The organism is Rhodonellum sp., assembly GCF_030656585.1.
GTDB classification, from domain to species: Bacteria; Bacteroidota; Bacteroidia; order Cytophagales; family Cyclobacteriaceae; genus Rhodonellum; species Rhodonellum psychrophilum.
Genome location: NZ_JAUSPP010000033.1, coordinates 1 through 14,792, shown reverse-complemented (window position 1 = coordinate 14,792; position 14,792 = coordinate 1). Strand labels below are relative to the sequence as shown.

9 protein-coding genes are annotated in these 14,792 nt (G+C 43.5%); 7 read left to right on the top strand and 2 right to left on the bottom strand.

What is annotated here, in order from left to right; translation table 11 throughout:
- Positions 1-162: 162 nt before the first annotated feature.
- The 7 genes from Q7J63_RS09785 (at position 163) to Q7J63_RS09755 (ending at position 11,056) form a co-directional block, all read left to right on the top strand.
- Complete coding sequence (locus Q7J63_RS09785) at positions 163-1,359, top strand: PmoA family protein (RefSeq protein ID WP_304885759.1); 1,197 nt, start codon at positions 163-165, stop codon at positions 1,357-1,359.
- Between the two features lie 785 nt (positions 1,360-2,144).
- Positions 2,145-2,738, top strand: coding sequence for a TetR/AcrR family transcriptional regulator (locus tag Q7J63_RS09780; RefSeq protein WP_304885757.1), 594 nt, complete (start codon positions 2,145-2,147; stop codon positions 2,736-2,738).
- Positions 2,739-2,851: 113 nt separating this feature from the next.
- Positions 2,852-3,139 carry a cupin domain-containing protein gene (locus Q7J63_RS09775; RefSeq protein WP_304885755.1) on the top strand — a complete coding sequence of 96 codons (288 nt, stop codon included), beginning with the start codon at positions 2,852-2,854 and terminating at the stop codon, positions 3,137-3,139.
- A gap of 13 nt (positions 3,140-3,152) precedes the next feature.
- Positions 3,153-4,490 carry a TolC family protein gene (locus Q7J63_RS09770; protein ID WP_304885752.1) on the top strand — a complete coding sequence of 446 codons (1,338 nt, stop codon included), beginning with the start codon at positions 3,153-3,155 and terminating at the stop codon, positions 4,488-4,490.
- Between the two features lie 10 nt (positions 4,491-4,500).
- Positions 4,501-5,559, top strand: a complete 1,059-nt coding sequence (locus Q7J63_RS09765) for an efflux RND transporter periplasmic adaptor subunit (RefSeq protein ID WP_304885750.1) — start codon at positions 4,501-4,503, stop codon at positions 5,557-5,559.
- A gap of 113 nt (positions 5,560-5,672) precedes the next feature.
- Positions 5,673-8,792, top strand: coding sequence for an efflux RND transporter permease subunit (locus Q7J63_RS09760; RefSeq protein WP_304885748.1), 3,120 nt, complete (start codon positions 5,673-5,675; stop codon positions 8,790-8,792).
- Between the two features lie 638 nt (positions 8,793-9,430).
- A complete protein-coding gene (locus Q7J63_RS09755) occupies positions 9,431-11,056 on the top strand; it encodes a long-chain fatty acid--CoA ligase (protein ID WP_304885746.1) in 1,626 nt (541 codons plus the stop codon).
- Between the two features lie 896 nt (positions 11,057-11,952).
- Here the strand turns inward: Q7J63_RS09755 and Q7J63_RS09750 are convergent.
- The gene (locus Q7J63_RS09750) at positions 11,953-14,316 is read right to left on the bottom strand and encodes an ABC transporter permease (protein WP_304885745.1); all 2,364 of its coding nucleotides are present in this window, start codon (positions 14,314-14,316) and stop codon (positions 11,953-11,955) included.
- A gap of 284 nt (positions 14,317-14,600) precedes the next feature.
- The coding region (locus Q7J63_RS09745) for a hypothetical protein (RefSeq protein ID WP_304885743.1) at positions 14,601-14,792 on the bottom strand (192 nt) is incomplete at its 5' end.

Genomic DNA, 14,792 nt, shown 5'->3' with positions numbered 1-14,792 from the left:
AATCGGTTCAAATACAATAGATAAATTTTTGAATCCACAACAAATCCCTGAAAACACGTTGATATTTTTTTTGATAGAACAAGTATCTTTCACCATATTTTTATGTAACATTGCGCAATTTAACTATTATTTAAAGTTAATTACCGCCTAAATAGAGATGCCATGAAACAGCTTTCCCCGATCATATTGCTCGCGCTACTCGCCCTTTTCTCCTGTCAAAAGCCTTTGGTCAGGGTCAAGATAGAGGCAGGGGAAATCGACAGAATCGGCATCCCAGTCCACTTCGAAATCCCTTCCGGCCTAGACCCCAATTCAACATATGTCCTTGAAGATATGGCCTCGGGAAAACTTTATTCTCCCCAGATATCGGAAGGCCAAATGTCGATTTTTCTAGACCGTTTACAGGCGAATCAAACGCTCACCCTTGAGCTGAAAAAAGGTACGGAAAGCAATTCCGGAGGACTGGATTTGCGAGAAACGGAAGGAAAAATCCAGATCCTGAACGCAGGAAACGAGGTATTGACCTACCACCCCACATTTGCTTATCCCCCCGATGGTCAAAGCGAAAGCTATAAGAAAAGTGGGTTTATACATCCAGTAAAAAGCCCCGAAGGCCAAATCCTGACCGATGATTTCCCTATGGGGCATCTCCACCAACATGCCATTTATAACGCTTGGGCAAAGACCCGTTTTAAAGGGAAAAAAGTGGATTTCTGGAATCAATTGGACAGTTTAGGAACTGTTTCACACAAGCAAACCATCAGCCAAAAGTCTGGCACAGCCTATGCGGAATTGGTGGCGATGCTTAGCCATATCAGTTTGATCGATGGTGAAGCATTGGAAGAGACCTGGGAAATAAAAGTCTATCCAAGCAAAGGATTTCACCTTTTTGACATCCTGTCCACCCAGGTGAACACATCAAACGACACCTTGTTCATGGACAAATACATCTATGGCGGAATGGCATTTCGCGGGAGCAAGGCATGGAACCCCGACGACAGCCTTCAGTACCAAAATCCCTGGGAAATCACAACGGATCAAGGCCATACTTTGGCACAAGCGAACAATCAAAAGGCCCAATGGGTAACCAGCAGTGGAAACATCGATGGCAAGGCAACGGGGATTACCATTTTCGGTTTTCCGGAGAATTTCAAATATCCCCAAGCCATCCGGGTGCATCCCACCATGCCCTACTGGGTCTACTCCCCAGTGATAGAAGAAGGGTTTTTTCTAGCCCCGGGAGAGCGTTACAGCAGCAAGTTCAGGTATCTCGTCTTTGATGGAAAGCCTGACTTGGATCAAATCCAGCAAATTCAAAACACAATTCTCCATCCGATCCATATTCTGGTGAATCCCTAGAAACAAAGCAGATGAAATGGGGCGGTGAAAACGGAACCAAAATGGTAAACAGAGCGCAAGTCTAAAAACCCATTTCCCATAATTTTCAAATGAACATGAAGGATTTGCACGTTAAACCCCGTTTTATACATTACAAACTCAATACAATAGCATAATTAATTGATGGTCAATTAGTTGTTGATTGTTTTGACTTCACCCTATTGGTGTCAGGAATTAGTCTGACAATAGTCTGATTTTCTTGTGGTTTCAATCTCATTTGGAAACGGAATGCATGTTTCCATCTAACTTACTCCAAGATAGATGCTTTACGATTCTTTTTCGTTGTCTTAGAATTCGGGTTAAAAAACTGATTTACAAATTTCCGGGGAGGGGAAGCTGAATGGGATTAAACGCTCAAATCAAGGAATTCGGTTTGATTTCGGAAAATTTATGAGACCTCCCAATTGGGCTTGAAACTGAATGAAAATCAGACGATTTGGAGAATAAAGGTGAAGTCAATAATTGAAGGCAATTGACTGATTGTCTTGCTATTCCAGGCTGGGATGGAATTGGGAATGCACCACAGGGTTTCATTCCAAATACACCCGCAACACCCAATATCTAGAGTATAAAGTTGCCGTAATCCTGACCAAAGGTACACACTCCATTTGTGCCAAGGCCCAGATGTTAAAAAAAACAAAGGCAAAAAGGAGCGATTTTACAGAATAGATTTTTTTACCGGTAAAAGACTTGCACTTCTCCCGGGCATTATCTACTTTTACAGAGTGAACATTCACTTACAAATTATGCAGATATCTGAAAGACAAGTAGAAATAATTGAAGCTGCGGGCAAAATCTTGACCTCTTCTGGCGTGAGTGGATTGACGATCAAGAACTTAGCGAAGGAAATGGACTTCTCCGAAAGTGCCGTTTACAGGCATTTTACCAGCAAGGAGGAAATCATCATCGCAATGCTGGAATACCTCGCCGATAATATGGACAAACGGTATAGCCAAGCCATCAACGCGCAACAATCGCCTCTGGAGAAGTTCACGCTGTTGTTTCAAAACCAATTCAGCTTCTTTAAGAATAATGCCCATTTTGTGGTTGCCGTTTTCTCAGACGGTTTGATGGAGGAAAGTCAGCGGATCAATGAAACGATCTTAAAAATAATGGCTGTAAAAATGAAACACCTTATGCCCATCGTGGTAGAAGGACAACAGAAAGGTGTTTTCACCAATAGCATTACTTCCGAGGAATTGATCCATATCATCATGGGGACATTTAGATTGCAGATGTTGAAATGGCGAATTGCCAACTTTCAATTTGACATTGAACGCAATGGAAACAACATGATTCAAGCCTTGTTGACCATCATCAAGAACCAAAAAAAGGAATAAATACAATGGTCTTTCTTGTATTTGTCGCCTCCATATTTCCAACAATCTGGAAGGGAAGCCTCATACCGAAGGACAAAAACGATCTTACTTAAACACCTCTAACTCCTGTACACATGAACTTACAAGAATTGCACGTTTCAGAAAAAGATGTTTCCGCAGTCAGTCTTTTCAAAGGTGAATTGGCTACTGCAACCTCCATTCAGTTGCGAAAAAACGGCATTTTGAAGGAACACATTACCAAGACGTCCGCATTGCTTCTTTGTATTTCCGGAAAAGTGACTTACCAAGACGAAACAGATAAGCAAATTGTATTGGAAAGGGGTGACTATACTCCTATCGAACCAAATGTAAAACATTGGCTCAATGCTGCTCTTGACTCCCAATTGGTATTGTTGAAATAAAAAAATTTTCAATATGATGTTAGTAAATATTCACAAACTTATATTGGTTGCGCTATTGGCTCTTGGGCTCAATCCAACTCAGGCCCAAACCCAGGTTTGGGCCCTGCAACAATGCATCGATACAGCACAGGTGCAAAACAAAAACCTCCAAATCAACCGGAATTACCAAGCCTTAAGTGAGCAAAAGTACAGGGAAGCAAAGGCAAATTTGCTCCCAAGAATAACGGCAAATGCAGATTACAAGTATTTCACCAACCTTCCCTACCAATTATTGCCCCTTGCTGCATTCAATCCCGAAGCCCCGACCGGTGAATTCAGGGAAGCTCAATTTGGCGTTCCGCACAATATCAATGCAAACCTGCAACTGGCGATTCCCCTTTACAATCCCCAGATTTATGGAGCGATAGAGAGCACTCAAATTGCCAAGGAATTGAGTGAATTGCAACTGCAGAAATCAGAGGAGCAGGTATATTTTGAAATCGCAAACTTTTACTATAACGCGCAAATCCTGCAACACCAATTGACTTTTCTGGACAGCAACCTGACGAACTCCAATAGGCTTTTGGGGAATATCCAATTGCTCCAGGAACATTTGTTGGCTACCGGCAATGATGTGGACAAAATAAAATTGCAGACAACGCAATTGAAGACGCAGCGGGAGACCACAAGAAGCAAGTCTCAGCAAATATTGAATTCGCTAAAATTTATGATGGGCTTGTCTATGGAGTATGATCTCGAAATTGACAGAAACATCATTTATACTGACCAGTTCAGTACTTCAGTGTCCAAAACATTGGATTTGAAAATCGTAGAAACACAGCATCGATTGCTGGAAGTCGAGCAAAACACCTTGTCCAAATCCAGATTTTTACCGACCGTAAATCTATTCGCGACCTATGGTACGACCGGGTTTGGCTATGACAAACAACCCAACAGTTTCTTGAATTTTTACCCGATTGGTTTTGCAGGCATTCAACTCTCCTATTCATTATTTAATGGCACAGTAACAAAAAGAAAAATCAACCAAAAAAAGATTGAGCTCGAAAATAACGCACTTCAACATAGCCTGGTGTCCGATCAAACTTCTATGCAGTTGGAGAATGCAAGCCTACAAAAAAATGTGGCAAAATCCACAGTTGAAACTTCGACAGCGCAAATCCAATTGGCGCAATCTGTTTACAAACAGACTTTGCTTCAACAAAAACAAGGAATTGCAAATCTGACGGATGTACTCCTGGCAGACAATGCGCTGCGAGAAGCGCAACAAGGCTACTTGAATGCAGTGGTAGACTACCTGAAAGCTGACTTGGAATTGAAAAAACTCAGAAATCAATTGAGAACCAAGAATTAAATCTAAAGACATGAATTGGAGGAAAATAGCAGCAATAGTAGCCGGAGTGGCATTGATTGCATTGGTTGTTTTTAAACTGAAAAACAACAAAGAAATCGCCGTAAACAAGGTGTATCAATACGACAGCGAAAAACCGATCCGCATTGATGCAGATAAATTACAATACGGGTATATCAATGGAGATTTGGGCTTTACGGGGACTTTTGAGCCCTACAAAGAATCCAAAATCAGCGCCGAACAATCTGGAAAAATCAATCGGATATTGGTGGATGTGGGAACTGCTGTCAAAAAAGGACAAACCCTTGTTCAATTGGACAATTCCCTGTTGAATTTACAGCTGCAATCCATAATGGTACAGATCGAAGGCGTGGAAAAAGATGTCAATCGGTATACTGTTTTGTCCCAAGCAGATGCGATTCAGGGCGTACAATTAGAAAAAGCCGAGTTGGGTTTAAAATCTGCCCAGGTTCAAAAGGCAACTCTGACCGAGCAAATCGCCAAAACCACCGTCAAGGCCCCTTTTGACGGGATCATAACCGCCAAGTTGAATGAAGAAGGTGCATTTGCCGCACCCGGAATACCCTTGCTGCAAATCACAGATATCTCACAGCTCAAATTCACCATCAATGTTTCTGAAAATGATTTGAAGCATTTCAATCCCAAACAATCCTACGCGATTACAAGTGATGCTTTTCCCGATGTTTCTTTGGAAGGAAAGGAATTGATGGTGGGCAGCAAAGCCAATATGGGCAGTAGTTTCCCCATTCAATTTTTGGTCAGGAATACACCGGATTTGAGAATTAAATCCGGAATGTTTGGCAAGGCTATTCTGAACCTGGAACAAAATAAAAAAGGCATCCTTATACCTGGCGCTGCCATTATTGGATCGTCTAGCCAACCACAAGTATACCTGGTGAAAGATGGTAAAGCGATGCTGCAAAACATCACCATCTCTGAGAGAATCGGAAACAAGGCACTTGTATCCAGTGGATTGAATGAAGGAGATGTGCTGGTCACAAGCGGTTTCATCAATCTTTTTGATGGGGCAAATGTGTCCATTAAGAAGTAAGATGTCTCCTGATCCCTTATGATAAAGCATCTCATCCCCCAAAAGAGTGCTGTAACTGGAGTTCTGACTTTAGCAATTCTGAAATCTGTACCGATAAATTTTAATTGAAAAAAATGAACATCACGGAAATATCAATAAAACGTCCCTCGCTGATTGTTGTATTGTTCAGCGTATTCACGCTCCTGGGGATTCTCGGCTATTACAATTTGAGCTATGAATTGATGCCTGATTTCAATCAGCCTGTAGTGGTCATCAAAACAGCCTATCCGGGTGCAGACCCTGAGGAAGTAGAAGCTTCCGTCTCCCGAAAGATCGAAGATGCGCTGTCTAACTTGGAGGGCGTGGATTATTTGGTGACCAAGTCATTGCCCAATGCATCCATCATCATAGCCAATTTGAAATATGGCACAGACCTGGACAAAACAATGCAGGATGCACAACGCTACATCGACAATATCCGCAAAGATTTGCCAAAAGACATTCTCAGTCCGGAAATGAGCAAGGTGTCCCCGAATGACTTGCCCATCATCTCCATAAGCGCGACGAGCAACCTGCCCCCTACGGAGTTTTACCAAAAAATGAAAGACGAATTTCTCCCGCAGATTCAACAACTCAAAGGAGTGGCTGAAATTACGGTTCTGGGAGGCAAAGAAAGGGAAGTGCAAGTCGCTGTTGATCAAGATAAAATAAGACTGTACAAGGTCTCCCTTAGCCAAATAGTAGAAGCCATAAACCGATCGGGATTGGACTTGCCGGCTGGAAAAGTCCAAACCGATCAGGAAGCCAATTCTGTACGGCTAACCGGGAAATTAACCAGCTTGAAAGATATCAAAAACGTACAGGTGGCCATGCCCGTGGCCGGGAGTCCGATCTATGTGAAAGATATTGCTTATGTCACCGATGGCGTCAAAGAAACCAGCTCCATCAGCAGGTACAACGGAAAAGATGGAATCGGCTTGTTGTTAAAAAAACAAGGAGATGCCAATGCGGTGGATGTTTCCAGACTTGTTCGAGAGAAGCTTGAGGCGATTGAACAACAAAATGCCGATGCGGGCATAAAATTCACCATCGCCGATGACAGCACGGACAATACCATTGCAGCGGTAAACTCCGTGGTTTTTGACCTGATTTTGGCAGTCATCTTGGTTTCATTGGTGATGCTTTTGTTTCTCAGAAGTTTCAGAAATTCCATCATCGTTCTGGTGGCCATTCCTACCTCCCTTGTGACTGCTTTTGCGGTGATGTGGCTTCTCGGTTACACTTTAAACCTGATGACCCTATTGGCAATGTCATTGATCATTGGGGTTTTGGTGGATGATGCCACCGTGGTCTTGGAAAATATCCAACGTCATTTGGATATGGGCAAGGACAAAAGGAAAGCCGCCATGGATGGAAGGATGGAAATCGGTTTTTCTGCGCTTTCCATTACTTTGGTAGACGTGGTAGTCTTCCTGCCTATCCTTTTTCTGCAAGTATTTGTTGCCGACATGCTCAAGCAGTTTTCCGTAGTCGTGATTACCTCCACGCTCACCAGTTTATTGGTGGGATTTACGCTAACTCCCTGGATGGCTTCCCGAATCGGCAAAAAAGAAGATTTACAGCCCACGAATATCTTCAATAAATTCTTGCTTTGGTTTGAAAGCCAATTGCAGCGATTTACCGATTGGTATGGCAGACAACTGGAATGGGTATTGACCCACAAGTTGGTCTTCACGGGAATCGTATTGTTGCTCTTTGTGCTGACTTTGGGAATCATGAGGCAAGGAATTATCGGCAAAGAACTTATCTCAACAGGTGATCAGGGGAAATTCAGGATGGCCTTGGAGTTTGATAAATTCACTTCCATCGGGCAAAACAACAAAGTCTCCACAGCAATCGAACAGTATATATTGACCCAACCGGAAGTCTCCACGGTGTTCAGCAACATCGGTGGTCCAAGCACGGGAATCGGAAGCTTGGGCCTGGGTTCTCCCAATAAAACCGAGTTTACCATTCAATTGAAAACCAGGAAGGACGAACTCAAAGAAACCGGCCAAAAGAAAGTCCCCACCGAGGATTTCATGAGGCGGCTGCGGGGTGAGTTGCAGGAAGAATTTCCGGGCATCAACTACTCGATGGCGGCATTGGGTTTGATCCCGCGTTCCGCGCCAATTGAATTGACACTGAGCGGAAGTGATCCCAAATTGGTCATGCAAACCGGTATTGCCCTGAAAGGGGCAATTGAAAATATCCCGGGTGCAGACAATATGCGCTTGTCTGTGGAGGAAGGTGTTCCCGAGTACAAAATCATTCCCAATACTGATAAAATGCAAAGATTGGGACTCAACACCGCATATGTAGGTGTGAATTTGAGGACCGCATTCACCGGAAACGATGAAGCCACATTAACGGAGGCAGGCACAGAATATCCCGTGCGTATCTGGCTTGACGCATTCAAGCGTCAGAATTTTGATGATGTCCAAAAACTGAGCATTGTGAATCCCATGGGCATTGCGGTGGAAGTTTCCCAGTTTGCTACCGTGGAGCAAAGCAATTCCCCATCCCTATTGGAGAGAAAAGACAGGCAGGCAGCTGTCACCCTAACAGCCGATGCCTTGGGAAGACCATCGGGAACAGTGGCGGACGATGTGGTCGCTTATCTAAGTGACCATCCATTGCCTGAGGGAATCCAAATGACCTGGGGCAGCGATATCAAAAGGCAAAATGATAGCTTCGGAGCTTTGGGATCTGTATTGCTTGTCTCGTTTTTGCTGATTTACCTGATTATGGTGGCCTTGTATGACAATTATATTTACCCCTTTGTCGTCCTTTTTTCAATACCGGTGGCGGCCATTGGAGCATTCCTGGCACTGAACTTATCCTTAAGCAATTTAAGTTTGTTTGCCTTGCTTGGTTTGATCATGCTGATGGGTTTGGTGACCAAAAATGCCATTCTGATTGTAGACTTTACCAACCAGCTCAAAGAAGAAGGCAAACCATTTAGGGAAGCCCTTGTCATTGCCGGGAAAGGTCGTCTGAGACCCATCTTGATGACTACCCTCTCCATGGTTTTTGGCATGTTGCCCATCGCCCTTGCGACGGGAACAGCCGCCGAATGGAAAAATGGATTGGCTTGGGTGATCATTGGGGGACTCCTGTCTTCACTGGTTTTGACGGTTTATTTGGTTCCCATGGTTTATTATTGGGTAGATTCCACCAAGGAAAAAATGGGACGCCGGAAACAAATGCATTAAAAACTTTAACCCGAAATATGCAGTAGATTTCTAAATCGCCTTGAAACTCAATGAAAACCAGACGATTTGGAGAATAAAGGTAAAGTCAATAATTGAAGGCAATTGACTGATTGTCTTGCTATTCCAGAATGGGATGGAATTGGGAATGCATCATAAGGATTTAATTTCCATGCCTAAAATGGACCTTCCCCAGCGTCTTTAAAAAATGAGCGGCCCCAATGGTTTGGACTTGACCAGAATCACAAAACCTGAAGGATCTAAGGAACGAGAGTATACCTCTCGAACAGCTGGGATAGCGTCGCAGCAGGAAGTTCCGGTATTTTTTCTTCTTCTGAACAGCCTACTTGGGTCAAATCCCATACATCCAAAATCTCGTTCTTCGCCCTTATCACCCTACTGAAGAATCCAAAAAAAGTCTATGCCTCACAGGCCCTATCAAATACCAGGGGAAAGAATTGGATATCAGGGAATTAATTTTAATTTTAAAGAATTGGATCGGTTGCAGATAGGATATCAACGGGAGACTTTGGGCCAAAAGGATACAAAGCGAATCTCTGGCATTTGAACAACTTTTCATGGGTTACGACTGAATAAGCTACAAGGTGTAGAACAAAAATTTACCTCTAAATTTTTAATATATGGAAGGCTTGATGATGGATTACCCACTTACGACCAACACTATTCTTGAATATGGAAACAGCGTTTATCATCATAAAAAAATAATCAGCCATTTACCGGATGGAACACGCCATGAGTACCGCTTTGGTGACATGTACAAACGTTGTAAAAAGTTAGCCAATGCATTGGTCCACAAATTGGGCATCACAAATGGCAATATGGTTGGCACTTTTGCATGGAATCATGGTCCCCATGTAGAATTGTACTATGCAATATCTGGGATAGGGGCTGTTTGTCAGACGATAAACATTCGCTTGTCCAGCCATCAAATCGAATACATCATCAACAATTCGGAGGATAAAGTAATTTTTGTCGATGCCACATTGGTTCCCCTATTGGAAAAAATAGCGCCACTCCTCGAAACCGTGGAATACTATATTTTGCTGAATGCTCCAAAAGATTATACGACCACTTTACCAAACACCCTGCATTATGAAGATTTGCTGGCGGAGCAATCCGAGGATTTTGAGTGGCCCAAGCTAAATGAAAATGATGCCTGCGGCATGTGTTATACCAGCGGGACGACGGGTTTGCCAAAAGGAGTTTTGTATTCTCATCGGTCCACGTTTCTGCACGCCTCCACCATTATTTCTCCAAACGCAGGGAATTTCAGCAATTCGGATACAGTTCTTTTGATCGTTCCTCAATTTCATGTCATGGCCTGGGGTTTCCCCTACCTCTGCCTCCTTTCTGGCTCAAACATGGTCCTCCCCTCTTCCCATTTACAGCCCGATAGTATTATCAAAATACTTCAGGAAGAAAAAGTAACCAAAGCCAACGGTGTCCCAACCATTTGGCTGGGCGTGTACCACGCCATGAAAATGAATCCCCCAAAGGAGAAATTAGCGCTCGAAGAATACCTTGTCGGTGGTTCTGCACTCCCCAAAAGTCTGATAGAAAGTTTTGAAAAAGATTTTGGTATCAAGGGTGTTCAGGCTTGGGGAATGACCGAAACCTCCCCACTCGGAACCGTCAGTCGCCTGCAGCCAAAACATGCGCATTTATCCGCCAGTGAAAAAATGGATATCCGCGCCAAACAAGGGTTAGCATTTCCTGGTGTTGAGTTGAGGATTGTCATGGAAGATGGGACTCTGGCGCCAACAGACGGCAAAAGCATGGGGGAACTGCATATCAAAGGTGCTTGGACCATTAAAGCCTATTTCAAAACGAATAACAGTGAAAGTTTTACCGAAGATGGTTGGTTCAAAACTGGCGATGTCTGCACCCTTGACGAAGATGGATACATGGAGATAAAGGACAGAACCAAAGACCTGATAAAAAGTGGCGGCGAATGGATCTCCAGCGTAGCACTCGAATCGGCACTGATGGCCCATCCCAAAATCAAAGAAGCCGCTGTAATTGCGATACCAGACGCGAAATGGGTCGAAAAACCATTGGCACTCATCGTTTTGGTGAATCAGAACGATGAAATTTCGGATGGGGAATTGATTGAATTCCTGTCGAGAGATTTTGTGAATTATCAGATTCCAAAAAACTATGTGTATGTCCACGAGGTGCCAAAAACCAGTGTTGGCAAATTTGACAAAAAAGAAATCAGAAGACTTTTTGCCGAAGGAGTATTGTAGAAACTACACCCAGGGTGCCAGGCGTAATGTCAGGCGCTAGGCGTAGTATTCCACTACGCCTTCCTATCCTTCGAATTTGCAATTCGAGGAGCAAGAACATTCGGTTGAAGCCGGATTCGGTTTTGATTTAGCCATTGGAAATGGCTTATGGTGTGGGGCATTCCATTGGGAAATCACCAATATCTGGGTGTAGTAAAAACTACACCAAGGGTAATGTCAGGCGCCAGGCGTAGTATTCTCCTACCCTTCTAATTTGCAATTCGAGTAGCAAGAACATTCGGTTGAAGCCGGATTCGGTTTTGCTTTAGCCATTGGAAATGGCTTATTGCGCGGGGCATTCCATTGGGAATTCACCAATATCTGGGTGTAGTAAAAACTACACCCAGAGTAATGTCAGGCGCCAGGCGTAGTATTCCACTACGCCTTCCTACCCTTCAAATTTCCAATTCGAGTAGCAAGAACATTCGATGAAAGCCGGATTCGTTTATTCTTTTTGCCATTGGAAATGGCTTATTGCGTGGGACATTCCTGAATAAAATCACCAATATCTGGGTGTAGTAGAAACTACACCCAGGGAATATGCAAGAGGTTTCCAATTGGGATTGAAACTGAAAGAAATCAGCCTATTAAGAGAATAATTCCTGACACCAATAGGGTGAAATCAAAAATTGTCAACATCCAATTGATTGTCAATCAATTACAATATTGAGTTGAGTGCGTGCTGCATAAAACGGGTTAAAGCATGGATAAAATCCTTAGCACTCATTAGATAGGGTGTGTATGCTTGGAAGATTTGTCAGGTTTAGCTTCCGTAGTACCTCCCGTATTTGATATGCGACAGCATTATATCCACCTTCCCATCCTAATAGAGGAGGTTAAAAACAACCCTATGAAAATCACTCACTTCTAAGTGAATGGGTCGGATTGGTCAAAGAGGCTTTGAGGGATTGAAACCCGACTGAGATCAAGGCCACTGCCAACAATCCCAAACCGGAAAGAAGAAATGTAACCCAACTGATATCCACATGGAAAGCAAATCCTGACAGGTAGGATTTGGCAAGGTACCAGGCAATGGGACTGCCAATTAGGATGCTGACCAATACCAACTTGGTAAAATCCCTGCACAGCAAAAGAACAAGATTAAACGAGCTGGCCCCCATCACTTTTCTTATCCCAAGCTCTTTGGTCTTCCGTGCAGCTGTAAAGGTGGATAGTCCAAAAAGGCCCAAGCATGATATCAATATGGCAATGACCATAAAACTCAGCGATAGTTTTCCCATGACCAAATCAGATCGGTATTGCCGTTCAAACAGTTCATCCAAGAAGGTAAATTCAAAAGGATAATCTGGACTATATGTTTTGAAAACCTTTTCGATTCCTGCAAGTGCTTCTGCCATGGAGGCTGGTTGGTTTACTTTTACAAAATAATAGGCTCCCAAATTCTCAGAATAAATAAATACCAAAGGTTCTATGCCCACCTTGAGGTTATCATTGTGAAAATCGGCGGTCACACCGACAATCTTCCCTTTATGACCCCAGACATCCAGTTCGGAACCTATCACTTCATCTTCTGGAATCCCCATGACTTCCATCGCCTTTCGGTTGATGATGTAATGGAGGGAATCCTGGTTTTGTCCAACAAAATTCCTCCCTTGGATCATTTCGATTCCCAAGGTTGGTATGAAACCGGCATCCGACCTGAACAGCTTGAAATGGATGGAAGCATCACTGGGTTTCCCGGGCCATTCGATTTCGGTAGTGGTAATAGGGATCACGTAAATATCGCTTCCGCCAAAGCCAATGTTATCTACAGTGGACAATTGGAGCATGGCGTTTTTGAAAGGAGCGGTATTGGCAATCAGGTTTTTGTTCTGATCAATGACCAGAACCTGACTTTTGTTGAAGCCCAGGTCTTTGTTGCTGATATAATGGATCTGTTGATAGATGATGATACTCCCCACCATCAAAATCACCGCCGATGCAAATTGGATGACAACCAAAGTCTTTCTCAAGCCACTTCCAGTAAGAAGGCTTCCGGCATTTCTTTGGAAAATGGTCAAAGGCTTAAATGAAGAAAGAAAAATAGCTGGATATATTCCTGCGAGTAAGCCACACACCAGTGTAATCATAATTGCCCCTCCCAAAAACAGGGGATCAAAAATATCCAGTTGGATGGATTTGGAGGTAATGGTATTGAAGAAAGGAAGCAAGAGCTGCACCAGCAAAATGGCCAACAAGAAGCCCAGAAAAGCAAGGATAAGTGACTCCAACATAAAATGGACCACCAAGCCGGACCTGTTGGCTCCGATAATTTTCCTGACACTGACTTCTTTACTCCTGCTTGCGGCACTCGCAGTGGCCAGGTTCATAAAATTGATACAGGCCATCAGGAGGATTATTCCAGCGACGGCCCCAAATAGCATAACCTGATCTATTCTTCCACCCACATTTTTCCCTCCCTCAAACTTCCCGTTAAGATATAATTTACTGAAGCCATACAGAAATGGACTTGTAGTACAATCTTCGCAATTGCTGTTGATCAATCTTTCCAGTTTTTGGTTTACTGCAGGCAATGACGCTTTTGGGTCCAGCGTCACATAGGTATTTGTCCCGCCTGTTCCCCATCCCTGCATCCAGGGATTTTCCTGATAATAAACCTCAAAGGGCGCCACGTACTCAAACTGAATGCTGGAATGTAGAGGAACATCGGCGAAAACTGCGGAAACCATGAATTGCTGTGTCTGTTCTACCTGAACCGTTTTCCCTATCGGATCCGTTTTTCCGAACAATTTGTCTGCAAGCTTTTGGGAAATGGCGATGGAATTGATTGCAGGCAAAGGCTTGGAAGGGTCACCATGGATGATAGGGAAGTTGAAGATGGAAAACCAATCAGGGTCTGCATATATCCCCACTTCCTGAAATGAATCCTCCCCGAACTGTAATAATTGCGTCGAGGCCATATTGGTAATGGTGATTTTGTTGACTTCCGGAATTTCAGAAAGAATGGCCTCCTTCAGTTTAGCAGGAGTGGCGCCGTAAGTATGCACCTGCCCATCCGGGAAAGTTTGGTTGATCAAGACCTGGTACAGCTCCTTGTCATTGGGATGGAATTTATCAAAACCATATTCATCCAAAATCCACAAAAAGATAAAAATGGCTGAAGTCAGACCAATAGTGAGGCTGAGGATATTGACAGCAGCATTGGTTTTATGACGAAAGAGATTTCGAAAAGTAGTCCTGAGCGCATGGAAGATCATCATAGAAATAATATTTATCAAACAGTAAGTTCAAGAGCAGTGCCGAATTTAATCGCCCTTACAGGCAAGTAGGAGGTTCTTTAGCTGAAAAATCATTTTTCAGCGGACATTTTTTGTCCGCAGATGGACGAATGGGAATCGCCAGCCTTTGTCAACTTTTGTCCCACTTCTCCATCCTATCCTTCGAATTCGCAATTCGAGTAACAAGGACATTCCGTTGAAGCCGGATTCGTTTATTCTTTTTGCCATTGGAAATGGCTTATGGCGTGGGGTATTCCATTGGGAATTCACCAATATTTGGGTGTAGTAAAAACTACACCCGGAATGCTAGGCGTAATGTCAGGCGCCAGGCGTAGTATTCCACTACTCCTTCCTATCCTTCGAATTTGCAATTCGAGTAACAAGGACATTCCGTTGAAGCCGGATTCGTTTATTCTTTTTGCCATTGGAAATGGCTTATTGCGTGGGGTATCCCATTG